At 72.1% G+C, this 22834-nt stretch carries 22 protein-coding genes; 18 read left to right on the forward strand and 4 right to left on the reverse strand.

Annotated elements, in window-relative coordinates:
* Positions 1-2: 2 nt before the first annotated feature.
* The 6 genes from ACFPLC_RS34585 to ACFPLC_RS34610 all read left to right on the forward strand — a co-directional run bounded on the left by ACFPLC_RS34585 (position 3) and on the right by ACFPLC_RS34610 (position 4260).
* The gene (locus tag ACFPLC_RS34585; RefSeq protein ID WP_378191094.1) at positions 3-710 is read left to right on the forward strand and encodes an RraA family protein; all 708 of its coding nucleotides are present in this window, start codon (positions 3-5) and stop codon (positions 708-710) included.
* Positions 711-777: 67 nt separating this feature from the next.
* Complete coding sequence (locus tag ACFPLC_RS34590) at positions 778-1242, forward strand: DUF6292 family protein (RefSeq protein WP_378191092.1); 465 nt, start codon at positions 778-780, stop codon at positions 1240-1242.
* Positions 1243-1294: 52 nt separating this feature from the next.
* The gene (locus ACFPLC_RS34595) at positions 1295-1942 is read left to right on the forward strand and encodes a response regulator transcription factor (protein WP_378191090.1); all 648 of its coding nucleotides are present in this window, start codon (positions 1295-1297) and stop codon (positions 1940-1942) included.
* Positions 1943-2013: 71 nt separating this feature from the next.
* The gene (locus ACFPLC_RS34600) at positions 2014-2412 is read left to right on the forward strand and encodes an ATP-binding protein (protein WP_378191088.1); all 399 of its coding nucleotides are present in this window, start codon (positions 2014-2016) and stop codon (positions 2410-2412) included.
* A gap of 49 nt (positions 2413-2461) precedes the next feature.
* On the forward strand, positions 2462-3883 hold the full coding sequence (locus ACFPLC_RS34605; protein WP_378191086.1) for a PAS domain-containing sensor histidine kinase: 1422 nt from the start codon (positions 2462-2464) through the stop codon (positions 3881-3883).
* Positions 3880-4260, forward strand: a complete 381-nt coding sequence (locus ACFPLC_RS34610) for a response regulator (protein ID WP_378191084.1) — start codon at positions 3880-3882, stop codon at positions 4258-4260. Before ACFPLC_RS34605 ends, ACFPLC_RS34610 begins: the two co-directional genes overlap by 4 nt.
* 4 nt (positions 4261-4264) lie before the next feature.
* Here the strand turns inward: ACFPLC_RS34610 and ACFPLC_RS34615 are convergent, their stop codons facing one another.
* Positions 4265-4657 (reverse strand): STAS domain-containing protein, encoded by a 393-nt coding sequence (locus ACFPLC_RS34615; protein WP_378191082.1) that lies wholly within the window; start codon positions 4655-4657, stop codon positions 4265-4267.
* A 223-nt stretch (positions 4658-4880) separates the two neighbouring features.
* Between ACFPLC_RS34615 and ACFPLC_RS34620 the strand changes: the two genes are divergently transcribed.
* Positions 4881-5189: a DUF4326 domain-containing protein gene (locus ACFPLC_RS34620; RefSeq protein ID WP_378191080.1), complete on the forward strand. Its 309-nt coding sequence runs from the start codon at positions 4881-4883 to the stop codon at positions 5187-5189.
* Between the two features lie 50 nt (positions 5190-5239).
* Complete coding sequence (locus ACFPLC_RS34625; protein ID WP_378191078.1) at positions 5240-7807, forward strand: tetratricopeptide repeat protein; 2568 nt, start codon at positions 5240-5242, stop codon at positions 7805-7807.
* 15 nt (positions 7808-7822) lie between these two features.
* Here the strand turns inward: ACFPLC_RS34625 and ACFPLC_RS34630 are convergent, their stop codons facing one another.
* Positions 7823-8749 carry a hypothetical protein gene (locus tag ACFPLC_RS34630; RefSeq protein ID WP_378191076.1) on the reverse strand — a complete coding sequence of 309 codons (927 nt, stop codon included), beginning with the start codon at positions 8747-8749 and terminating at the stop codon, positions 7823-7825.
* 133 nt (positions 8750-8882) lie between these two features.
* Complete coding sequence (locus ACFPLC_RS34635; protein WP_378191074.1) at positions 8883-10409, reverse strand: phenylacetate--CoA ligase family protein; 1527 nt, start codon at positions 10407-10409, stop codon at positions 8883-8885.
* Positions 10410-10437: 28 nt separating this feature from the next.
* Between ACFPLC_RS34635 and ACFPLC_RS34640 the strand changes: the two genes are divergently transcribed.
* From ACFPLC_RS34640 to ACFPLC_RS34680, 9 genes are all read left to right on the forward strand, one after another.
* Positions 10438-10926 carry a MarR family winged helix-turn-helix transcriptional regulator gene (locus ACFPLC_RS34640; RefSeq protein ID WP_191314521.1) on the forward strand — a complete coding sequence of 163 codons (489 nt, stop codon included), beginning with the start codon at positions 10438-10440 and terminating at the stop codon, positions 10924-10926.
* Positions 10927-11117: 191 nt separating this feature from the next.
* Complete coding sequence (locus tag ACFPLC_RS34645) at positions 11118-12596, forward strand: hypothetical protein (RefSeq protein ID WP_378236023.1); 1479 nt, start codon at positions 11118-11120, stop codon at positions 12594-12596.
* 100 nt (positions 12597-12696) lie between these two features.
* Positions 12697-12999 carry a DUF1883 domain-containing protein gene (locus ACFPLC_RS34650; protein ID WP_191314523.1) on the forward strand — a complete coding sequence of 101 codons (303 nt, stop codon included), beginning with the start codon at positions 12697-12699 and terminating at the stop codon, positions 12997-12999.
* A gap of 78 nt (positions 13000-13077) precedes the next feature.
* Positions 13078-13554 (forward strand): MSMEG_6728 family protein, encoded by a 477-nt coding sequence (locus ACFPLC_RS34655; RefSeq protein WP_378191070.1) that lies wholly within the window; start codon positions 13078-13080, stop codon positions 13552-13554.
* Positions 13555-14064: 510 nt separating this feature from the next.
* Complete coding sequence (locus tag ACFPLC_RS34660) at positions 14065-16590, forward strand: glutaminase domain-containing protein (protein WP_378191068.1); 2526 nt, start codon at positions 14065-14067, stop codon at positions 16588-16590.
* A 24-nt stretch (positions 16591-16614) separates the two neighbouring features.
* A complete protein-coding gene (locus ACFPLC_RS34665) occupies positions 16615-17763 on the forward strand; it encodes a type III PLP-dependent enzyme (protein ID WP_378191066.1) in 1149 nt (382 codons plus the stop codon).
* The gene (gene speD, locus ACFPLC_RS34670; protein WP_378191064.1) at positions 17756-18115 is read left to right on the forward strand and encodes an adenosylmethionine decarboxylase; all 360 of its coding nucleotides are present in this window, start codon (positions 17756-17758) and stop codon (positions 18113-18115) included. The genes ACFPLC_RS34665 and speD overlap by 8 nt, the downstream gene beginning before the upstream one ends.
* Positions 18115-18987, forward strand: a complete 873-nt coding sequence (locus ACFPLC_RS34675) for a spermidine synthase (RefSeq protein ID WP_378191061.1) — start codon at positions 18115-18117, stop codon at positions 18985-18987. The genes speD and ACFPLC_RS34675 overlap by 1 nt, the downstream gene beginning before the upstream one ends.
* Before the next feature lie 185 nt (positions 18988-19172).
* Entirely contained in the window at positions 19173-19799 is a 627-nt protein-coding gene (locus tag ACFPLC_RS34680) for a DUF4360 domain-containing protein (RefSeq protein ID WP_378191538.1), read from the forward strand.
* A gap of 399 nt (positions 19800-20198) precedes the next feature.
* On the opposite strand, the gene ACFPLC_RS34685 is transcribed toward ACFPLC_RS34680, so the two are convergent.
* Positions 20199-20630, reverse strand: a complete 432-nt coding sequence (locus ACFPLC_RS34685) for a MarR family winged helix-turn-helix transcriptional regulator (protein ID WP_378191059.1) — start codon at positions 20628-20630, stop codon at positions 20199-20201.
* 77 nt (positions 20631-20707) lie between these two features.
* Here ACFPLC_RS34685 and ACFPLC_RS34690 point away from each other — a divergent pair, with 77 nt between their 5' ends.
* On the forward strand, positions 20708-22771 hold the full coding sequence (locus ACFPLC_RS34690; protein WP_378191057.1) for an MMPL family transporter: 2064 nt from the start codon (positions 20708-20710) through the stop codon (positions 22769-22771).
* Positions 22772-22834: the final 63 nt, after the last annotated feature.

A 22834-nucleotide genomic window follows, 5' to 3' on the forward strand; every position in this document is an offset into this window, starting at 1 on the left:
GCATGGACCACGATGGACTCAGACAGCGTTTCGCGACGCTGACCACCGCCCACCTCGCCGACGCCTGCATCCGCGCCGGGCTCCCGGTGCGCTGCGCGCCGGCGCCGACGCGCGCGGTGGTGCCGGGCAGCCGCCTGTTCGGCCCGGCCGTCCCGGCCCGGCACGTCGGGAGCGTCGACGTCTTCCTCGAAGCGTTCGAAAACGCGCCCGGCGGTGGTGTGCTGGTGGTCGACAACGGCGGCCGGCTCGACGAAAGCTGCGTCGGCGACCTCGTGGTCCTCGAGGCGCGCGCCGCCGGGCTCTCCGGGGTGGTGATCTGGGGCCTGCACCGCGACACCGCCGACATCCGCGCCATCGGGCTGCCGGTGTTCAGCCTCGGCTCGCTGCCCACCGGCCCGCTCAGCCTCGGGCCGCGCGTCGACGGCGGGCTGGCCGAGGCGATCGTCGGGACGTGGCGGATCGGGCCGTCGGACCTCGTGCTGGGCGACGACGACGGCGTCCTCTTCGTCCCGCTCGCCCGCGCGGGTGAATTGTTCACCCTCGCCGAAGGAATCCGCGACACCGAGCGCCGCCAGGCCGACCGGATCCGCGGCGGCGAACCGTTGCGCGAGCAGCTGCGATTCGGTGAATTCCTTGCGGCGCGGGAAACGAATCCGTCCTTGACTTTCCGCGCTTATCTCCGGTCCGTGGGCGGCGCCATCGAAGAATGACCACGAAAGTGTGATCGACCGCCGAATCGGGTATTCCGGGCCTGCAGCGGGTGCGGGAGGCGGAACCATGAACACGCTCATCGGCTTCGGCAGGGACGTCGAATACCACTTCGCCCGGGGCTTGCGGGCCTACCTGGCCCGGGTGGCCCGTGCGGTCGGCGTCGGCTTCGAATCGTGTTCGCTCGACCTCGACGTGCCCGCCTCCGGGTACGTCGCCCTCGACCGCACGCTCCCGGGCCTGCCGGGCCACGACCTGGCCCTGATCTGGCACGAGGTGCACGGCTGGTCGGCGGTCGTCGAGCCCGCGGGCGGCGGCGCGGTGAAGCTGCTCGCCTACCTCGGCGGCCCGGAAGTTTTGCCGTCGCCGCGCGCGGTCGCCCGGTTCCTCGAGGTGCTGCGGGTCGCCGGGCCGCCCGCCGGCTCGTTCCGGCCGCCGGTGTTCCGGGCGGCCGGCCACCACGAGGACCTCGTCGACTGGCTGCCGGTGACCGGCCCCGAAGGACTGCTGCGGCCGAGTTCCCCGACCTGGTGACCGCCGGGCGCCTAGGATGGGCTGGCCACCACCACCGGAGCGAGGGAACACCGTGAGCAGCGCCGATGAGCCTCGTCCCGTGCGCGTTCTGCTCGTGGAGGACCACGACATGGTCGCCGAGGCGCTGCAGCAGGCCCTCGACCGCGCCGACGGGATCACCGTGGTCGGCCGGGCCCGGTCCCGCGCGGAGGCGCTGGCCGACGTGCTCGAGCACGCTCCGGACGTCGTGGTGCTGGACCGGCGGCTCGGCGACGGCGACGCCCTCGGCGTCGTCGCCCAGCTCGGTTCCGGCGGGGCGCGGGTGCTGGTGCTGACCGGCGACGCGACGCCCGCGGTCGCCGTGCAGGTCGCCAAGGCGGGCGGCGCGGGCGTGCTGCTGAAGTCCGCCCAGCTCGGCGTCCTCGAAGCCGCCGTGCGGGACGTGGCCGCCGGTGGCGTGGTCTTCGACCCGGAGCTGCTGCCCGGGGTCCTCGACCGGCTCACCGGGCGGGGCCCCGGAACCGGCGCGGCGCTGACCGCCCGGGAACGCGAAACCCTCGACCTGCTCGCCGAAGGCGCGACCACGGAGGAAATCGGCCGCCGGCTGGGCGTGTCCCGCAACACCACCCGCAACCACGTGCAGCGCGTGCTGGAGAAGCTCGGCGCGCGGTCGAAGCTCGAAGCCGTCGCGGTGGCCCGCCGGGAGGGCCTCCTCGGCTGATGCACCTGCACCAGCCGGGTGGGGGCTTTTGCATCTCGCGCCGCCGAGCGCTCTTCGAGCAGGCTTGCGGAGTGACCATCCCTGCCCCGCTGACCGCGGAATGCGTGCTGACCGACCTGGCCGGCGGCCTGGCCGCGGCGCGCCGGTTCACCCGGCTCGCCCTGCTGGCCTGGACCGACGGGGCCGCCATCGACGACGCCCTGCTGATCGTCACCGAACTGGCGACGAACGCCCTGCGCCATGGCGGCGGTGACCCGGTTCTGCGGCTGAGCGTCGACGGCACGGACGTCCGCATCGAGGTCTTCGACGACAGCCCGGCGCCCCCGGTGCGGCGCCCGGCGGGGCCCGACGGCGGCTGGGGGCTCACCCTCGTCGACCGCCTGGCCTCGGTGCGGGGGACCGAGCGCCACGGCCGCGGGAAGGTGGTCTGGTGCCTCCTGCCCGCCTCGCCCGCCGAGCTCGCGGGCTGAGCGGGTCCGTGGCCGTGCCGGGCCGGCGGCGATCCGGCAGAGTTGCCGCATGGACGACGACCGGTTCCGGCTGCTGGTGCAGGGCGTGCTCGACTACGGGATCTTCATGCTCGACACCGAGGGCCGGATCTCGACCTGGAACGCGGGGGCGGAGCGCATCAACGGGTATCCGGCTGAGGAGATCATCGGGCAGCACTTCTCGGTGTTCTACCCGGCCGAGGACGTGGCGGCGGGGAAGCCGGCGCGGGAGCTGGAGATCGCGGTCGCCGAAGGGCGGCTGGAGGACGAGGGATGGCGGCTGCGCAAGGACGGCACCCGGTTCTGGGCGAACGTGGTGATCACGGCTCTGTATGACGAGCAGGGGCGGTTGCACGGATTCGGGAAGGTCACCCGGGACATGACCGAACGCCGTAACGCCGAGCTCGCGCTGCGGGAGAGCGAAGAACGGTTCCGCCTGCTGGTGCAGGGCGTGCTCGACTACGCGATTTTCATGCTGGACACCGGCGGCCACATTTCGAGCTGGAACGCGGGCGCGCAGCGGATCAAGGGGTACGCGGCTGAGGAGATCATCGGGCAGCATTTCTCGGTGTTCTACCCGGCCGAGGACGTGGCGGCGGGGAAGCCGGCGCGGGAGCTGGAGATCGCGGTCGCCGAAGGGCGGCTGGAGGACGAGGGGTGGCGGCTGCGCAAGGACGGCAGCCGGTTCTGGGCGAACGTGGTGATCACGGCTCTGTATGACGAGCAGGGGCGGTTGCACGGGTTCGGGAAGGTCACCCGGGACATGACCGAACGCCGCAACGCCGAGCAGGCGCTGCGCGAACGCCGCCGGCTGGTCGGGCACCTCGTCGAGGCGCAGGAGGTGGAGCGGCGCCGGATCGCCTGGGACGTGCACGACGAGTCGATCCAGTCCATGGTGGCCGTCGGCATGCGCCTGCAGCTGCTGGCCTCGCGGCTGCCGGAACCGCACGCGAGCGCGGTCGGCAGCCTCGACGAATCGGTCGCCGCCGCGATCGCCCGGCTGCGCGGCCTGGTCTCCCGGCTGCGGCCGCCGGAACTCGACCGGCACGGCCTGGTGGAGGCCGTCACGGCCTACACCGACGACGTCGCGGGCCGCTGGGGGCTGGCGCACGAGGTGCGCGACGAGCTCACCGCCGAGCCGTCGCCCGAAGCGGCGATCACCGTGTACCGGATCTGCCAGGAGGCGCTCAGCAACGTCCACAAGCACGCGCGCGCCACCCGGGTCGGTGTCACGCTGTCCACAGTGGACAACGGCACCCTGGTGCGGATCACCGACGACGGCGTCGGCACGGCCGGTGGTGACGCCGGCGCCGGGCACTTCGGGCTGGTCGAGATGCACGAACGCGCCGAAGCGGCGCACGGCTGGCTCTCGGTGGACAGCACCCCCGGCGAAGGCACCGTCGTCGAGTTCTGGCTGCCCCTGCTGCCCGACGCGACGGAGCTCGAACCGTGACCGAGCTGAGTGTGCTGATCTCCGACGACGACGTGATGATCCGCGACGTCCTGAAGGAGGTCCTGGAATCCGAGGACGGCATCGCCGTGGTCGCGGTGGCCGGTGACGCCGACGAGGCGATCCGGCTCGCCGAGCGGCACCGGCCCGCGGTGGCCGTGCTCGACGTCCGGATGCCCGGTGGTGGCGGGGCGCGGGCGGCCCGCGAGATCGCCCGGCGCAGCCCGGGCACCGCCATCCTGGCCTTCTCCGCCTACGCCGACCGGTCCTCGATCGCCGGGCTCACCGCGGCCGGTGTCACCGAGTACCTGGTGAAGGGTGCGCCGAACACGGCGATCGTCGAAGCCGTCCGGCGGCTGGGCCGTCAGGCGGCCGGGTGAGCGGTCACGGGACCGGCCGGACGTTCGCGACGCAGTCGAAGTCGGTCGGCAGCAGGGTGAACAGCCGCCGCACCGCACGGGACCGCCCGGCGTCCACGGTGAGGCGGGCCCCGGCCGAGTCGGCGAGCAGCTGGGCGCGCAGCAGCGAGTTCAGCCCGGCGACGGAGAAGAACGTGACCCCGGCGAGGTCGATGACGAGCTCGCCCAGCTCGCCGCGGACGCGGTCCTGCAGGACTTCGTCGAGGCGGCGGGCGGTGCTCAGGTCGACTTCGCCGGTCACCTCGACGAGCAGCGTGCCGGCGCCGCGGGAGCGCACGCGCAGGGACATGTGCCCGCCGGCGGTCAGCCAGTCGGAGTCGGCGAGCCGGTGGTCGGCCGAGCGTGGTTCCGGAACCATCGCGGCACCCTTTCGTCGGGCAGCGGGAGCGGACCGGACGTGTTCGGGACGGGGTGCCGGACGCGAGGCAGCCTGCCGGCCCGGGCGCGGAACGTCCGCCAGCGGCTGACGGCTCAACCGTGAGCCTTCAGCATAGTGCATCTGCACTAGGCAGGCCATCGGGTGTAACCGGATGGTGAGCGAACCGGGGGACAATGGCCAGCCCGGACGGGAAGGAGACGGCATGCCGACCACGGTCGTCAACCTGAAGGGGCACCGGGACGACCCGGACTACGCCGACGTCGTCTACGTCGGGCGGGCCATGCACCGCGGTGGCTGGCACCTCGAGGGTTCGGAGCTGGCCAGCCCGTTCCGGCCCGGTCCGGACGGCACCCGTGAGGACGTCGTCACCCGGTACCGCGAGTACCTGCTGTCTCGGCCGGACCTGCTGGCGCTGCTGCGCGGGCTGCGCGGCCGGCGGCTCGGGTGCTGGTGCGTCCCCGAACTCTGCCACGCCCAGGTGATCGCCGAGCTCGCGGATAACGGGCCGTAACAGAACGGACCCCCTGCGCGAGTACTCTGACACGAGGGGGGTGATCGAGGGTGCAAGCGCGGCGACTCGGCGCATTCGACCAGGCCGAACTGCCCGCGGCTCACCGGGTCCGGTGGTGGCTGGCGGCGGTGGCGGCGGGTCTCGTCGCGGCCGGCTTCGCGATCGTCCCCTACCTGCCGTTCTTCCAGTCCTGGACGTTCGTGCGGGACCCGAAGGTCGCCACCGTGATCACCTGGACCGTGCTGCAGACGTCCGTGGTGCTCGTCTCGGCCGTCCTCACGCTGTACTTCGTCGGCAAGGCCCGGCTGGAAGCCGCCGCCTACCGGGCCAACCAGATCGACATCCGGGTGTTCGCCGACGAACGGCCCGAAGGCAGCCACGACCGCGAGATCGATTCCGCCGTCGAGCTGACCGCCACCTTCAAGCGGTTCCTCAACGACTCCCGCCTCTACACCCCGACGCCGGTCCCGGGCGCCGGCAGCTCGTACGACTTCCTCCAGATCGTCGAACACGCCGGCGACGCCGCCGAAGGCTGGTGGAAGGCGGTCACCAAGGTGATCCGGCTGGCCCAGCCGCCCGCCGCGTTCACCGTGACCGGCACCGTCCGGCCCGGCAACACGCCCGGCCGCCACCAGCTCATCCTGGAACTTGTGCGCGTCCCCCGCTTCGCCGCGAGCCCGCTGGTGATCGAGGACGCGAACTGGCCGCGCGTGCTGCACCGCGCGGCGAACGCGGTGGCCGCGCTGGTCATCCCGCGCAGCGCCTACGTCCGCTCGAACATCCACTGGGCCGCCTGGCGCGGCGCGAAGATCCCGTACGAGCTCTTCGACGCCTACCAGCGCGCCAACCACTTCATCGCCTACCGCCGCTACGACGAGGCCCTCGCCGAGTACTACCGCGCGGTCAGCCTCGACCCGGCCAACGTCTACATCAGACTCGAGATCGCCGCCCTGCAGGAGCAGCTCGACCTGCACCTCGACGCGCTCGCCACCTACGACGACGTGATCACCGTGTGCAGCCGGGGGCACCCGCGGCTGGCCCGCTGGTGGATCGGCCCCGACTTCGCCCGCCAGCCCCGCCACGCCGGGCGCGACCGGGACGTCGCCCTGCTCATCGCCCGCTACCGGCACGCGCTCGTCCTCGGCCACGGCGACTCCGTGGCCGGGTCCTGGTGGGTGCGGCGCACCACCGCGGGCGCGCCCGGCGACGCGCGGGCCCAGCGCCGCGCCGAGCTGCGGGCGGCGATCGAGCTGCGATTCCGCCGGTACGTCGACCTCGACGTCCGGACACGCCCGTACGCGATCCCGCGGGAGAAGCGCCTGGAACTGCACCGGCGCGTGCTGCGCGTGGCGGCCGAGGAGCTCGTGGTCGGCGAGGCGACCCCGGCGCAGCTGGCCGAGTACAACCAGCGGGCCGCGGAGATGCGGTCGTACTTCGCCGCCCTCTCGCAGTACGAGATCGAGCGGCTCATCGAGGACTACCGCCGGTTCGGCCGCCGCTGGCGCCGCAGCTGGAAACAGCTGACCAACCGCGCCCTGGACCTGTCGCTGGTCTGGTCGGTGGTGCGGCGCGCGATGGCGGACGTCGAGCCGGTCACCGGCGCGGTGCCCGAACCCCAGCCCGCCTACCCCGGCAGCCGCGTCCGGCTGGCCGACGTCTGCCCGGACCGCCGCTGGCCGCCGGACCCGGGCGCGCTCGACGCCACCGTCGAGGCCGCCGGACCCCGCCGGTCGTGGGAAGAGTGCTACAACGCGGCGAGCGTGTACGCGGTGGCGATGCTCGAAGTCGGCCCGCGGGGCGAGCGCGACCTGCGCGACCGCGCGCGCAACCCGCGTCTGCTCGGCGAATCGCGGGACGAAGTGGCCCGCCGCGCGGTCCGCGAGCTGTACCACGCGGCGACGATCAGCCACAGCGGGCGGCTGCCCGAGCGCCGCTCCTGGGTGATGGGGGAGGACCCGGACCTCGCGGCCCTGCGCGGCCACGAGCTGTTCCGCGTGTTCGAGATGGTGACGTTCTCCCCGGACCGCGCGGCACCGTTGCGGCCGCAGCGCGCCCACGTCTGGGAACAGGTCGGCTACGTCCGGCAGCTCGTCGCCGAGATCGCGGGCTGCCGGGCGCACTTCTGGCGCGCCCGCGCGCTCGACGAAGGCCCGCCCCCGGACGGCCGCACCCTCGACCGCTGGCGCTCGGCCGACCGCGACGCCTGGCGGAAACTGGCGAACCTGGCGGCCGGGAAACAGGACTGGTACACGCGCTACCAGGCGATCAGCGCGTTCCGCGAGTGGGCGGCCGAGTCCGGCTACCCCGGCGCGATCTCCGGTTTCCCGCTGTACTGCGAGGAAAGCCTGCACGCCCAGCTGCGCGGGGCGGCGGGCCCGCGCGCGAAGACGAACCTGGACGCGAACATCGTCGTCCGCGAGTACGTCCGGCTGTGCGACCGCCGCCTGGACCACCTGATGGCGGACATCGCCGAGCTCACCGAGCAGTCCACGATCGACGACTTCGCCGGCTGCGCCGAACTGTGGGCGGCGCTGTGTTCGTGGTTCGACGACGACATCGCCGACGGCTCGTCGGCCGACGAGCGCCGTGAGCGGTTCCGCAAGCTCGCCCGGCCCTAGCTGCGGTGATCTGGGTCAGTTCGTATTATCAAGCCTCGCAGTCGTCAAGTAGTTGAACTCGGCCACGTACCTCTCGATAGGTGGCTCATTCCCGGTGGATGAAACCGCCCAGCGGATCTCGCGGGCGAGGGCTTCCAGTTTTGTGGCGGTCAGCTTGGACTCGGCCTGCGCCTCGTTCGCTCCGAGGGAGGTGTTCAATGACGAAAGCGCCGCGCCGATGACGGCCAGTACGGCGAAGACCGTCTTCACGGCAGGAGATGCCGCAGAGAGGCTGGTGATGCCGGATCCACCGGAGAATATCGCCGCCAAGAACCCGAGGCCGTAGTTCGTCCGTGTCCATTGCTTGGCCGACTTGCGGTAGGTGATCGCGGCAACGGTGACGTCCCGGTAGATTCCCCGAAGTCTCCAGTCCTCAACTTCGCTTTCCAGGGATGTCTCGCCTGTTGTGGCGGCCGTGCCTGCACTGTGGATCGCGGCCAGGGCCCGAAGCGTCAGTTCCGTCGATGCGACGGTGGTGCCGATGCCCACTATCTCGAGGAGTAGGACAAGTGTCCAGCCGATGGGGCTCAATGACAAACCGACTGCGAGAACGCCCGCTACCGTGAGAAGGAGAATCCCCGACCAGAAGATGGCTCTTGCGGGATAGTTGGGCTCGCTGTGAGTCGACGCGCGTTCCGTGTTTTGGCTCGAGTATTTGAATGCCAAGTAGATAACGGACATCAGTGCCAGAATCGGCCCGGCAGTTATGGTTGTCCAGGCGATCGGGGGCAGGTCGGGGAGAGAAGCCGGCCGACGGCCGATGGCCAAGTTGAGCGCGACTCCGACCGCGATGACGGCAATCAAGTAAGCAAAAACTAGCAGAGGGCGGCTGATCAGGCGAAAATGAAGACGTCGGGCAAACTGCGCGCGCTCTTCTTCCGGTTCGTGAGGAGGTTCTGGCATCGGGTCTCCATGGCGCTTGTCCTGTGCATACGTCGGCGTCGAAGCGTGTCCGCCGGGCTCGGGAACGTATGCCCTGGCGCTGTGCGCACGGCGTCGCGACTTACCGGCGAGGACGTAGCCAAGGACCGTGTTGTTACGGTGGATCATCACAATGTGATGCGCCTGGGACTTCGGCGAATATCTGCACCGGTCCACGAACTGCTTCGGGACGGCCCTTGCCCGGCCGCGTGTACCGGTGTTTCACCCCGGCCGGGAAGTATTCGGGGTCGCCCGCCGGGCGCAGGACGACGTCCGGCAGCTGCCGTTCCGCCGGAACGTAGTGCGCGAACTCGCTGTTGAGCCTCAGCAGCTGTTCGCGGACCGCCTCGGCGATCCGGCCGGCGTCGGCGGCGGCGCCCGGGGCCGTTTCGACCGTGATGCGCAGCCGGCGGTCGCGGTCGGCGTCCTCGACCGACTCGATGACGAACTTGCCCGTCACCGTGTCGCTGATGCCGGGCTGTTCCAGGCCCACGGTGACGTTCTCCGGGTAGACGTTCGCGCCGAAGAACGACACCGTGAACAGCGAGCGGCCGAACACGTAGACGAACGGCAGGTCCGGGCCCGGTGGCGGGGTGAAGCCGTGCCGGGCGCAGTAGGCGAGCACCTCGGCGTGCGGCAGGAGCCCGCCGTCGTCGGCGATGTGGTAGCGGACGAGCGGGATGCCGCCGTCCGCCGTGAAGAGCAGCGTGCCGTCCTGCGCCTCGAAGAAGCGGCTCGCCGGGTCGTACTGCACCAGCGTGGGCAGCCGCGCGTCGCCGAAGAGCTCGCGGGCGAGGTCCGGGCGGCCGGCGAGGAACCGCCGGATGCCCGCCGAAAGCGGGGTTTCGGTGCCGAGGACGCCCGCGTCGGCCGTGCCGTACAGCGACGCGATGTCGCGGACCGGGTCGGCGATCCCGGCCCGCTGCGCCACCAGTTCGCGCCACTGCTCGCTGAACACCTCGCCGGCGAGCACGAGCTTGAGCGCGTACGCGGGCCAGTCGATGCCCTCGGCCAGGCCGGTGTCGACGACGTCCTTGACGAACGGCGGGTAGCCCAGCAGCACCACCTGGTCGAAGTGCGGCGCGAGCTCGGGCAGCACGCGCAGGATCTCGGCCTTGGTGTTGCCCGGCGCGACGACGGTGATCGGGCAGCCCTTGGCGGCGAGGTGCCGCACGCACGCGGTGGTGAACAGGCCGCCCACCCAGGTGCCGAGCGGAAAGCAGACGACGGCGAGGGTACTGCGCTCCCCGGCGTCGAAGGCGTCCACCAGCACCTGCTCGAACCGCCGGGCGACGTGCAATTCGTCTTCGAGCGCCCGTGGCCAGACGGTCGGGTGGCCGCTGGACCCGGAGGAGACGGCGATCATGTCGAGCCCGTCGAACGTGCCGCCGCGGCACAGCTCGGGCAGCGGGTACTTCCGGTGGTAGCCGGCCTTGTCCGTCAGCGGCAGCTTCCGGAAGTCCGCCATGGTTTCGACGGTCTGCGGATCGATCCCGTGCTCCCGCAGGAACTTCCGGTAGGCGGGCACGGTTTCCGCGGTGCGGTGGAACAGATCGAGGACGTGGTCCTCCGCCGGGGGTTCCGCGGGGCCGAAGAAGGTGTCGAGCGCCTGCCGTACGCGGGTCTGCCGGCCGAGGTCCATGATCGGAGCATAGCGGCGGCCGCGTGTCATGATGGGCGCCGTGAGCACCTCCGCCCAGGAGCACCCCGCCGGCGCGCCGTTGACCCTGTACCTGGTCAAACGGCTCGAGCTGGTGATCAGGGCGCTGCTCGACGACGCCCTGCGGCCGCTCGGGCTCACCACGCTGCAGTACACGGCGCTGAGCGTGCTCGAGGCGAGTGGCGCGCTGTCTTCGGCGCAGCTGGCCCGGCGGTCGTTCCTGCGGCCGCAAACCATGCACGAAATGGTGCTGACGCTGGAAAAGCGCGGCCTGATCGCGCGCACCCCGAAGGCGGGCAACAAGCGCGTTCTGCTCGCCGGTCTCACGGACGCGGGACGCGCGCTGCTGGCCGGCTGCGCGCCGGCGGTCGCGGAGCTGGAAAACGCGCTCCTGGCCGACCTGAGCCCGGGCCAGCGCGCGACGTTCCGCGAGGGACTGCAGCACGGCGTCACGGCCCTCGGCGCCCTTTCCGGTCAGCGGCGGGCCCAGGAAGCCTGATTTCGGCGGACGCAGCCGAAAGCGGGCACCTGGTCGATCGAACTCACCCGACTGGAGTCTCGAGTGAGTTGCGGCGTGGCCGGAGCACTAGGCCGGACGAGTGGAAGCGGCGGGCGGTCCGTAGCAGGGGTGTGACCGGCGCCGTTGGAGGGTAAGTCCCAGGCCAGTTCTCACCGTGGAGGTTCGCCGACGTGACCGGGGCTCGCGAGGTGGGCGGCGCGTCCGTCGCCGCCCGCAGGCTGCTGGTGCTGGCGGGCGCAGTGGCGGGGTTCTGGTTGCTGGCCTGGCTGACGTCCGCCACCGCCGACGCGGCGCCCGCCGAGCCGCCGGGGGACCCGGTCGGCGCGGTGGTGGGTGCGCTGGTTCCGCGGGCAACACCCGGGAGCGCGCGGGCGCCGGAAGCCCCGGGCCGGGAGACATCGGTTGCGGTGCGGTCCGGTGCGGGTTCGGGGACAACGCGGGCCGCAGAGCCGGTGTCGCCGGTGCGTCCGGCCGAGCCGGTGGGGCGCGCAGGGGGTGCTGAGGGCCGAACCGCCGCTGCGGCTGGGGCGCCGGTGGCGGGTGCTGTCTCGGCGGCTGAGTCGCGGGGACCTTCGATTGCCGCTGCGGTGGCGGGCGCGGTGAGTTCGGCTGAGCCGGTGGCGCGCACGGTCGCAGCCTCCGCTTCGCCTGTGACTTCAAGCGCCACCGTGGTCGCCGAGCCGGTGGCGCGTGCTGTGGCATCGGTTGTTTCGAGTGCTACCGCGGGCCCGGCGGCGGGCGCGGTGCGTTCGGCGGAGCGGGTGGCGCGCACTGTTGCAGCCTCCGTCTCGCCCGCGGCATCAAGCGTCACCGCGGTCGCCGAGCCGCTGGCGCATGCTGTCGGCGCCGTGGTCACCCCGCTGCGTGGAACCACAGCCGCGATTGCCGGGCCGGTGATCGGCGTCGTGCGTTCTGCCGGGCCGGTGACCCATGCCGTCGGCCCGGTGCTCTCGCCGGTGACCGAAACCGCCACCGCGCTCGTCTGGCCCGTGGTTCGGTCCACCCTGCCGGTGATCGAGCCGCTCTCTCGCGCCGCGAAGGCGTTGCTCTCGCCGGTGACCGGTGCCGTCGCCGTGCTCGTCGAGCCGGTCTTCTCCGCCGTCGACGCGCCCGTTGCCGACCTCGTCGGGGCCCTCACCAGCGTCGTCAAGCCCGTGGCCGGGTCCGCTTCTCCCGTGGTCACCGGCCTTCTCACCCCCGTCGACGACCATGCCGGGCGGCCCGTCCTCGCGCCGGTGGCCGAGGCCGTCGAAGCGTCCGCCACCGCGGGCTTCGTCGTCCGGGTCGTTTTTCCGGCCGCCCCGCCCATGAGCGGCCCGCCGCCGGCCCCGCGGCCCACCCCGGTCCTCGAGAACGCCGCACGCGTGGTCGCGCCCGGCTGCTCCGCGACCGTCTCCGCCACGGGTCCGCGCCGGGGGACGGCTCACCACTCCGCGGTCCAGCTCGGCAGTCCGCGGCGCGAGGAGGCTCCGGTGTATCCCGGCGCGCCCGGGTCGTCGCCCGATGTCGCCTCGGGTGGCGGCTCCCCGCTGCCGCCCGCCTTCCTGACCGCGGGCCATGCCCCGCACCACCTCCGGGCGTCCACCGGGACGCACGGGGTCTTCGTGCCGCTGTGGCGGCCCTCCGAACCGGGCACCGGGCCCGGATAGCCCGTTCCGATCTTCCGCCTGTCGTGTGCTCCGCGGCGCGATCCGCGCTGCCCGCGACTGCCGTACCGAACCGAACAACCAAGCGTGGAAGAGGGACGAAATGGAAGCGAGCGTGTTCGACCTGGGGAAGGTGCGAAGAGACGCGGTGGTCACCGTCCGCCTGGACGCGATGGCCAACGTCAGGCTCCTGACGGCGGTCAACTTCCAGGCCTACCGGCGCCGGCAGTACTACCGGATGCACGGAGGGGTGGCCACCGCACCGATGTTCAAAATCCACATCCCGGCGAACGCCCACTGGTTCCTGGTGATCGACGTCGAGGGCCTCGAAGCCCGGCCCCTGCGCCCGCGGGTGAGCGTCGAACCGGAAGCGGCCGTCACCTCCCGCGGACGCGGCCGAGAGTGAACTCTCCCTTCGCGGCCCCGGGCTCCGGGGCCGCGAAGGCGAACGCGTCGGCGACCGGATGCGGGGTACCCGGCCCGGATGCAGACGTTCCTGCCGTGCACCGACTTCACCGCCAGCGCCCGCACGCTCGACCGCCGCCGGCTCGGCAAGCAGCGCGTGGAGGCGCTGCAGGTGCTGCGCGCGCTGGTGATCCCCGGCTACGGCTGGCGCCACCACCCGGCGGCGAAGATGTGGACCGGCTACGAGGAGGCCTTGACGCGGTACGGCCTCGAAGTCTGCGCGGTGTGGTGCGAGCTGGGCGCGGCGGACACGTGCGCGGTGAAGCTGGGGGAGGAGTTCACCCGATCGGTGCACAAGGCCGAGGTCCGAACCCAGGCCGAGCTCACGGCGGCGGGTGACGTGCCCCCGTGGCTCGGCGACGAATCGCTGCACCGCAGCCACCAGTCGGCACTGGTGCGCAAGGACCCGGACCACTACGGCGCGCAGTTCCCCGGGGTACCGCCGGACCTGCCGTACGTGTGGCCGCCCTCGGACCGCCCGAGCCGGACGGCCTGACCGGGCCGGGTGGCTTGGCTGGGCGAGCGGGAGTGGCTTGACCAAACGAGCCTTACGGCCTGACCGGGCCGGGCGGCCTGGCCGGGCCAGGCCGGGCGGGGTGGTTTGGCCGGACTGAATGAGGTGGCTGGGCCGAGCCGGGTGGTTTTGGCCCGGCCGAGCCGGGCGGGCGCCGTGACCGGCCGAGCGGGGTGGTTTGGCGGCCGAGCCAGACGCCCTGACCGGCCGAGCGGGCTAGCGTGGCCTGTCCCAGCCGCGCGCCCTGACCCGCCAAACTGCAGCCCGCTCGACCGCGGTCACCCCTCCCGCACCCACGCCCCACCACGCAATGAATGACCCATTCCTGACCTCCAACGCCATGAATGAGTCATTCACTGCATCCCCCGCCGGACCTGCGGCTCCACTGGTCCGCATCCCCGTCCCACCCCGTCCTTCGGAGGATTTACAACGTTGTACCAACGATGTAAAAAAGTCCCTGCCCGGCTCGCCCGCCGTTGGAAGGGGCCATCGATGTCCTCCCGAGAACACCTCACCCGCCGTGATCTGCTCCGGCTCGCCGGAGGTTCCGCCGCTGCCGTCGCCGCCGCCCTGTGGCTGCCCGGGACCGCCGCCGCCGGGACGTTCAGCCCGATCCGGCCGCCCGCCACCCCGCTGATCGTCCGCTCGCCCTACCTGTCGACCTGGCAGGCCGCCGACACCCTCCCCGGCACCTGGTCGAGCTTCTGGACCGGCCACATCACCGCCCTCTGCGGCATCGCCCGCATCGACGGGACCGCCTACCTCTTCGCCGGCGCGCCCGGCAGCCCGGCCCTGACCCCGATGACGCAGGTGAGCCTCCAGGTCACCGGCACCCGCTCGAGCTACGTGCTCACCGGCGGCGGCGTGAACCTCACCGTCACGTTCTTCTCCCCGGTCGACCCGGCCAACCTGCAGCGCCAGTGCGTCCCGTTCGGGTACGTCACCCTCCAGGCCACCAGCGCCGACGGCCGCGCGCACACCGTCGCCCTGCACTTCGACACCTCCGCCGAGTGGGTGCACGGCAACACCGCCACGCCGGTCACCTGGACCCAGCAGCAAGCCGGCGGGTACACCCTGCTCAGCTGCACCCCCGCGAACCCCGGCGTGCTGCAGGAAAACGGCGACCAGGCCAGCTGGGGCTCCCTGGTGCTCGGCGCCCCGGCGTCGGGCACCACCTGGCAGATCGGCCAGGACACCGTCGTGCGCGCCGCCTCGGCGGCCCAGGGCGCACTGAACAACACCAGCGACCCCGCCCAGCCGCGGGCGATCAGCGACCGGTGGCCGGTGCTGGCCTTCGCCAAGAACCTCGGCACGATCCCGGCCGGCGGCAGCTCGGCGCCGTTCACGCTCTCGATCGGGCACGTCCGCACCCCCGCGGTCCGCTACCTCGGCACCGAACTCCGTCCCTGGTGGACGCACTACTGGGGCAGCTGGCCGGACATGGCGGTGTGGTTCGCGAACGACTACGCCGCCGCCCTCGGCGCCGCCACCGGGATCGACCAGCGGCTGCACGACGACGCCGTCGCCGCGGCCGGGGGCGGCAGCACCGGCGAGCACTACGCCGGGATCTGCGCGCTCGCCCTGCGCCAGGCGTTCGGCGGCACCGAGCTGGTCGACCGGGGCGGCGCGCCGTGGGCGTTCCTCAAGGAAATCTCCTCCAACGGCAACATGTCCACAGTGGACGTCACCTACCCGGCGTTTCCGGCCTATCTCTACCTTTCCCCGGCCTACCTGCGGCTGTTGCTGGAGCCGCTGCTCGACTACGCCGAGCGCGGCGGCTGGCCGATGGCGTTCGCCGAGCACGACCTCGGCACCCACTACCCGGACGCGACCGGGCACAACGACGGCAACGAGGAGAGCATGCCGGTCGAGGAGTCGGCCAACATGCTGATCATGGCGGCCGCGCTGGTGCAGCGGCTGCCGCAAGCCGACGCCGCCGCCTTCGTGAACGCCCACTACCGGATCCTGCGGCAGTGGGCGGAGTACCTGGTCGCCAACACCCTCGACCCGGGCTTCCAGAACCAGACCGACGACTTCACCGGCTTCATCGCCCACAGCGCGAACCTCGCGCTGAAGGGGATCATCGGCATCGGCGCGATGGGCGTCATCGCCGCGGCGGCGGGCAACGCGGCCGACGCCCAGCGGTACCGGTCGACGTCCCGCAGCTACATCAGCCAGTGGGTGACGCTCGCCGAGGACGGCCAGCACCTGCGCCTGGCCTACGACCAGCCCGGCACCTGGAGCCTGAAGTACAACGGCTTCGCCGACCGCGTGCTCGGCCTCGACCTCGTGCCGCTCGGCGTCGCGGCGCAGGAGGCCGCCTGGTACCAGGCCCGCGCGGGCGCCCACGGCGTCCTGCTCGACCCGCGCAACAACTACACGAAGGCCGACTGGGAGCTGTGGACCGCGGCCTGGCTCGCCGACCAGCCGAACATCCGCACCACCCTGGTCGAAGGCGTCTACAGCTACGCGAACACCACGCCCCAGCGGGTGCCGTTCTCCGACTGGTACGTCGTCGCCGACGCGACCCAGCGCGGCTTCCAGGCCCGCCCGGTCGCCGGCGGCTACCTGGCGCTGCTGACCCGCCCGGCCGCGTCGACGACGGTGTGGCGGAAGCTGCAGAACCAGCGGTCGGGCAAGGTCCTGGCCGTCCAGGACATGTCGCTGGCCGACACCGCCGAGGTGACGCAGTGGTCGGACAACGGCACCGCCGACCACCTGTGGGCCGTCGTGGACAACGGCGACGGCACGGTCCGGATCGTCAACCGCAACAGCGGCAAGGTCCTCGCCGTGCACGACCAGAGCCTCGACAACGGCGCCCACGTCCAGCAGTACCGCGACAACGGGACGCCGGACCACAACTGGCGGATCGTCGACGCCGGCGGCGGCTGGTCGAAGCTGGTCAACGTCCGCAGCGGCAAGGTCCTGGCGGTCGACCAGCAGTCCACGGCGGACGGTGCGCAGGTGACCCAGTGGGACGACAACGGGACCCCGGACCACCTGTGGCGGTTCGCCTGATCCCGGTTTGCGACACTGGCGCCCGTGCGCGCCGACTTCACCCGGATCCACCGCTTCCTCGAGGAGCGTGACCCGCCGACGCCGTGCCTGGTCGTCGACACCGACGTCGTCGCGGCGCGGGCGCGGGAGTTCGGCGCGGCGTTCCCCGGCGCGCTGATCCGGTACGCGGTCAAGGCCAACCCGGCGCCACCGGTGCTCGACGCGCTGGTGGCGGCCGGGATCGGCTTCGACGTCGCCGGCCCGGCCGAGCTGGAGCTGTGCCTCGGCCGCGGTGCCGATCCGGCGGACATCGCCTACGGCAACCCGATCAAGAAACCGCGCGACATCGCCTTCGCGTTCGGCCGCGGGGTCCGGGAGTTCACTTCGGACGCCCCCGCCGACGTCGACCACCTCGGCCGGTACGCGCCCGGCTCGGCCGTGTCGATCCGCGTCGTGCTCGACGCGCCGGACTCGGCCACCCCGTTCGGCCGGAAGTTCGGCTGCGTCCCGGCCGAAGCACTCGACCTGGTGCTGCGGGCGGCCGAGCGGGGGCTGCGGCCGGGCATCGCCTTCCACGTCGGCTCGCAGCAGCCGGACGTCACCGCCTGGCCGATCGGCATCGCCACGGCGGCGAAGCTGTTCGGCGAGGCCGCGGCGCACGGCGTCGCGATGACGCGGCTCAACCTCGGTGGCGGCTTCGCGACCACCCACCGCACGGCCGTCCCGCCCTTGGCCGCGTACGCGTCGGCGATCGCGTCGGCGCTGGACACGTCGTTCCCGGCCGGCCGGCCGGAGCTGATGCTCGAGCCGGGCCGGGTGCTGGTCGCGGACGCCGGCCTGCTGCGGACCGAGGTCGTGCTGGTCGCCCACCGGGACGAGCGGCGCTGGGTCTACCTGGACATCGGCCGCTACAACGGGCTCGCCGAGGCCGAAAACGAAGCGATCGCCTACCGGGTCGAACCGGTGGACGACCACGACGGCCCGGATGGCCCGGTGGTCCTCGCCGGGCCCACCTGCGACGGCGACGACGTGCTCTACCAGCGGACGCCGTACCGGCTGCCGGTGTCGCTGGGCAGCGGCGACCGGCTCGACCTGCCGGGCACCGGGGCCTACACCGCGAGCTACGCGTCGGTGGCGTTCAACGGGATCGAGCCGCTGCGCACGTACTGCGTCGGGCGGTGGGGAGATGCCTGACGTGGGCCGGTTCACCGGGCGGCACGTGCTCGCCGAGCTGCACGGCGTCGACCCGGGCCTGCTCGACGACCCGGTGCGCCTCGGGGAGCTGCTGCGGGCCGCGGTGACGGAGGCGGGCGCGACGGTCCTCGACGTCGTCGCGCAGCGGTTCACGCCGCAGGGTGCCACGGTGATCGCGCTGCTGGCCGAGTCGCACGCGTCCGTCCACACCTACCCGGAGCACGGGTCGCTCTTCGCCGACGTGTTCACCTGCGGGGAACGCGCGGATCCCGAGCACGCCCTGCGGTTGCTGGCGGCGTCGCTGCACGCCGCCTCCGTCCACCTGTCGGTCCTCCACCGGGGAGAACGCTGATGCCCCTGATCCACGAACCGGTCGGCGACGGCCTCACCCGCGTCTGGGAGGTCGGCGACGTGCGGTTCCACGAGCGCACGCCGTACCAGGAGGTGCTGATCGGAACGACCGCGCAAGGGGTTTCGCTGTTCTGCGACGGCGAGCGCCAGAGCACCGAAGCCAGCCAGCTGGTCTACCACGAAGCGCTGATGGTGCCCGCGCTGCTGCTGGCCGAGCAGGTGCGGCGGGTCCTGATCGTCGGCTCGAGCGAGGGGGTCGCGAGCGAGCTGGCGGTCGCCGCGGGCGCCGGGCTGGTCGACCACGTCGACATCGACGAGCGGGCCGTGCGCGCGTGCGCCGAGCACCTGCCCTACGGCTACACCCCGGCGGACCTCGCGCGGGCCGAGCGCGGGGACGGCCCGATCCGGGTGTCCTATGCGGACGGCTGGGCCTTCCTCGCCGCGGCCGAAGCCCGGGGCGAGACCTACGACGTGGTCGTGATCGACCTGCCGGACGAGACCACCGATCCGGCCGCGCAGCATAATCGCCTGTACGGCAAGGAATTCCTCGCCCGCTGCGCGCGCCTGCTGGCACCGGGCGGGGTGGTGGCGTGTCAAGCGGGCTGCCCGACGCTGTGGCGCAACGAGACGCTGCGCGCGTCCTGGCGGCGGTTCCGCGAAGTATTCGGCGCGGTGCTGTACTTCGGCTCCGACGAGCACGAATGGGCGTTCCTGTCCGGCCGTGCGGATCCGGTCGGCAATCCGGGTGCGCTGGTGGCCCGGCGGTTCGCCGAGCGGGGGACCGCGGCGGCGACGCTGGACGCCGAAGCGCTGCTCGGCGGCTGCACCCCGCCGCGTTCCCTGCGCACCGGTGGTCCGGATCAGCCGTCTTGACCTTCGATTCCCCGAATATCGAGCCCCGGGAAAGATGAATGAGCGGGAAATGGATTTCCCGTGCCAGACGCCTCTCTCGTGTTACTCCGTTCAGTGGCCGTCGAAAAGGTTGCGATCGCGCTACGATCCTCTCCGCGCGCGATCATCATCACCACCAGGCACCGTGGCCCAACGGGAGGAGCGTCATGCTCGGTATGTCGGTCGTAGGCGCAATGATTCTGTCCACCCTCGTCGCTCCCTTCGATTCCTCGGTGGCATCGGCCCCGAGCGAAAAGATCACGCTCGACATCAAGACGATCAACGGTTCCGGCTGCCCGGCGGGCACCGCCGACGCCTCGGCCGACGTCGCCGCCGACAACACCTCGTTCACGGTGCACTACAGGAACTTCACCGCGAAGGCCGGCGGCGGCGCGTCCGCGCTCGAAGCCCGGAAGAACTGCCAGATCAACGTGCTCGTCCATGTGCCGCAGGGATTCACGTATGCGATCGCCGAGGCGGAGTACCGCGGCTTCGCGCACATCGAGAGCGGGGCGAGCGCGCTCGAGCAGGCCAACTACTACTTCACCGGGACCGCGCCGACCGCTCGGGTGCGGCACAGCTTCCCCGGCCCGTTCCACGGCGTGTGGCGCGCTTCCGACGTCACCGACGTGGCGGAGCTGGTGTTCGCCCCGTGCGGGGAGAGCCGCAACCTGAACATCAATGCGGAACTGCGGGCCGACGCGGGTTCCTCGCCTGGTTCCACTTTCATCGAAATGGATTCCGAACACGCGAGCGTGGACACGATTTACCACTTCGCGTGGAAGACCTGCTGAATTCCGGCGGTCATTGTCACGGCGCCCGCGCACCGGAACCCCTCGCCGGTGAGCGGGTTTGCCGCTGTTCGGACGCGGGCGACCGGATCGGATTCGAGATCCGGGCGTTCACCGGTGCGGGACGGCCGGGGAATCCGCCGAGCACGGACTTCGGCCCCGGTGCCCCCGCAGTCGCGAGGAAGGGCGGCCGAGGTTCTCCGCGGCGCCGGATGAGACGCGGAGCACCCGGTCGGGCCGCGGCCGAAGTCAGGTCCGGGCCGGGCTCCGTTTCGTTTCGGGGCCCGGCACCAAGCGGCACCGTCGTTCGAACCGTTCCATCAGAACGGTGGCGATCAGGACGGCCACTGGGGTGCTCACCGCGATCCACATGTAGGAATAGCTACCCAGCCCGCCGCGCTCTCAATCGCGCGCGGACAGCCGGGTGATCAGGTCCAGCAGGCCGGCGCGGAAGGCGTCGTCGTCGCCGAGCCCGCCGAGCAGGGCGGGTTCCGCGCGCACGGCCTCGTCGTGCACCGCGCGGCCGCTCGCGGTCAGCCGGGTCAGGTGGCGGCGGGCGTCGGCCGGGTCCTCCGTCCGGGTGACGAATCCGGCCTTGGCCAGCCGGTCGAGCGTGCGGCTCATCGTCTGATCGGTCACCTGGCAGTGCTGGGCCAGCGTCCGCTGGGGGAGTGGCCCGTCGCGCAGCGTGTGCAGCGCGATGAGCCCCGCGTGGGTGAGGCCCATGCCGTCGAGCACGGCCACCCAGCGCTGCTCCACCAGCCGCGCGGCCACGGCCAGCAGCCGGCCGGTCGGCCAGGTGCTCAGGTCGGGTTCGGGGGTTGTGCTCACCATCACTCCGGGTCGTCGTGCAGAATGTTCAGCTTGCTGAACAATTGGGCGTGTTCGCGCTCGAAAGGACCTTAGCGACCATGAACGAGAACCCGCGCCGCCTCCGCTGGCTGATCCCGGCCCTCCTGGTGATCGCCTGGCTCGGCCTGGGCGGGTTCGGCGGTCCCTTCGCCGGCAAGCTCGGCGAGGTCGCGAAGAACGACAACGCGGCTTTCCTGCCGCGGTCGGCCGAAGCCACCGAGGTCGCCGACGAGCAGAAGGCGTTCAGCCCGCGCCAGGTGCTGCCCGCGACCGTCGTCGCCGAGCGCACGAGCGGCCTGACCGGCGAAGACCGCCGGTTCCTCGAGGCCAAGGCGCGGGAACTGGGCAGCGTCCCCGGCGTGGCCGGCCCGCTCGGGCGGCCGCAACAGGCACCCCGGGACGAGCAGGCCGCGCAGCTGGCGGTGCCGATCTTCGCCGACGGCAACCCGGCGGACGTCGTCAAGGAGGTCCGGGCGCGCCTCGGCGGCGCTCCGGACGGGCTCACCGTGCTCGTCACCGGGCCGGCCGGGCAGATCGCCGACCTCGTCAAGGCGTTCGGGGGCATCGACGGCATCCTGCTGCTCGTCGCCGGCGGCGTGGTCGCGCTGATCCTCCTCGCGGTCTACCGCAGCCCGCTGCTGCCGTTCCTCGTCCTGCTGTCGGCGGTGTTCGCACTCGGCCTGGCCAGCCTCGTCGTCTACCTGCTGGCGAAACACGACGTCCTGGCGCTGAACGGCCAGAGCCAGGGCATCCTCTCGATCCTCGTCTTCGGCGCGGCCACCGACTACGCGCTCTTGCTGGTCGCGCGGTTCCGCGAGCAGCTGCGCGACACGCCGAGCCGGTTCGACGCCCTCAAGCTCGCCTGGCGCGCGACCCTCGAGCCGATCGCCGCTTCGGCGGGCACCGTCGTGCTCGGCGTGCTGTGCCTGCTGTTCAGCGACCTCAACTCCAACAAGGGACTCGGCCCGGTCGCGGCGATCGGCATCGGCGCCGCGCTGCTGGCGTCCACCACGTTCCTGCCGGCCGCACTGGCCCTGTGCGGGCGCGGCGCGTTCTGGCCGTTCAAGCCGGCGCTGGGCTCACCGCACCCCGAGACGTCCGGGCTCTGGGGCGGGGTGGCGCGCCTGGTCGGCCGCCGCCCGCGCGCGGTCTGGGTGGTGACGGCGCTTGTGCTGGGCGTCGGCGTCGCGTTCCTGCCGCAGCTCAAGGCGTCCGGCACCGCGCAGTCGGACGTCTTCCTGACCGAGGTCGAATCCGGGACGGGCCAGGAGATCCTCGGCAGGCACTTCCCGGGCGGCCTCGGCGCACCCGTGATCACGATCGCCGACGCGGACGCGCTGCCCGCGGTCCTGCGCGCGTCCACAATAGACGGAGTGGCACAGTCGTTCCCCCTGCCCGGCCCCGACGGCCGCCCCAAGGAGGTCGGCGGCCGCGTCCAGATCCTGTCGGTGCTGAGCGATCCGGCGGACTCGGAGGCGGCGGTCGCCACGGTCGGCAGGCTGCGCGACGCGGTGCACGCGGTCCCGCAGGCGAACGCGAAGGTGGGCGGCCCGACGGCGATCCAGCTGGACACGCAGCAGACGTCAAAGCGCGACCGGGCGCTGATCATCCCCATCGTGCTGCTGGTGATCTTCCTGGTGCTGGCGTTGCTGCTGCGGTCACTGCTGGCCCCGCTGCTCCTGATCGCCACGGTGGTGCTGTCGTTCGCGGCGACGATGGGCGTGTCGGCGCTGGTGTTCAACCACGTGTTCGGGTTCCCGGGCGCGGACCCGGTGGTACCGCTGTTCGGGTTCGTGTTCCTGGTGGCGCTGGGGATCGACTACAACATCTTCCTGATGACCCGGGTTCGGGAGGAGGCACTGACGCGGGGGACCCGGGATGGAACGTTGCGGGGGTTGTCGCTGACGGGCGGGGTGATCACCTCGGCGGGCGTGGTGCTGGCGGCGACGTTTTCGGCGCTGGCGGTGATCCCGATCCTGTTCCTGGCGCAGATCGCGTTCATCGTCGCGTTCGGCGTCCTGCTGGACACGCTGCTGGTGCGTTCGCTGCTGGTGCCCGCGCTGACCATCGACGTCGGGCGGCGCGTCTGGTGGCCGTCGAAGCTGGCGCGCCGGGAAGCGTAGGGGCGCCGGCCGCACGCACCGAAGAGCCGAAGTGGTCAACGGGTTCTCCTCGGTCAGGTGACT

The organism is Amycolatopsis plumensis, from assembly GCF_042652605.1.
Lineage (GTDB): Bacteria > Actinomycetota > Actinomycetes > Mycobacteriales > Pseudonocardiaceae > Amycolatopsis > Amycolatopsis plumensis.

Coding starts and splice junctions, on each gene's coding strand:
- ACFPLC_RS34690 (WP_378191057.1), top strand. CDS start 20,708: ATGAACGAGAACCCGCGCCGCCTCCGCTGGCTGATCCCGGCCCTCCTG.
- ACFPLC_RS34655 (WP_378191070.1), top strand. CDS start 13,078: ATGCAGACGTTCCTGCCGTGCACCGACTTCACCGCCAGCGCCCGCACG.
- ACFPLC_RS34620 (WP_378191080.1), top strand. CDS start 4,881: ATGCCGACCACGGTCGTCAACCTGAAGGGGCACCGGGACGACCCGGAC.
- ACFPLC_RS34605 (WP_378191086.1), top strand. CDS start 2,462: ATGGACGACGACCGGTTCCGGCTGCTGGTGCAGGGCGTGCTCGACTAC.
- ACFPLC_RS34685 (WP_378191059.1), bottom strand. CDS start 20,630: ATGGTGAGCACAACCCCCGAACCCGACCTGAGCACCTGGCCGACCGGC.
- ACFPLC_RS34675 (WP_378191061.1), top strand. CDS start 18,115: ATGCCCCTGATCCACGAACCGGTCGGCGACGGCCTCACCCGCGTCTGG.
- ACFPLC_RS34590 (WP_378191092.1), top strand. CDS start 778: ATGAACACGCTCATCGGCTTCGGCAGGGACGTCGAATACCACTTCGCC.
- ACFPLC_RS34640 (WP_191314521.1), top strand. CDS start 10,438: ATGATGGGCGCCGTGAGCACCTCCGCCCAGGAGCACCCCGCCGGCGCG.
- ACFPLC_RS34680 (WP_378191538.1), top strand. CDS start 19,173: ATGCTCGGTATGTCGGTCGTAGGCGCAATGATTCTGTCCACCCTCGTC.
- ACFPLC_RS34660 (WP_378191068.1), top strand. CDS start 14,065: ATGTCCTCCCGAGAACACCTCACCCGCCGTGATCTGCTCCGGCTCGCC.
- ACFPLC_RS34635 (WP_378191074.1), bottom strand. CDS start 10,409: ATGGACCTCGGCCGGCAGACCCGCGTACGGCAGGCGCTCGACACCTTC.
- ACFPLC_RS34630 (WP_378191076.1), bottom strand. CDS start 8,749: ATGCCAGAACCTCCTCACGAACCGGAAGAAGAGCGCGCGCAGTTTGCC.
- ACFPLC_RS34585 (WP_378191094.1), top strand. CDS start 3: ATGGACCACGATGGACTCAGACAGCGTTTCGCGACGCTGACCACCGCC.
- ACFPLC_RS34650 (WP_191314523.1), top strand. CDS start 12,697: ATGGAAGCGAGCGTGTTCGACCTGGGGAAGGTGCGAAGAGACGCGGTG.
- ACFPLC_RS34615 (WP_378191082.1), bottom strand. CDS start 4,657: ATGGTTCCGGAACCACGCTCGGCCGACCACCGGCTCGCCGACTCCGAC.
- speD (WP_378191064.1), top strand. CDS start 17,756: ATGCCTGACGTGGGCCGGTTCACCGGGCGGCACGTGCTCGCCGAGCTG.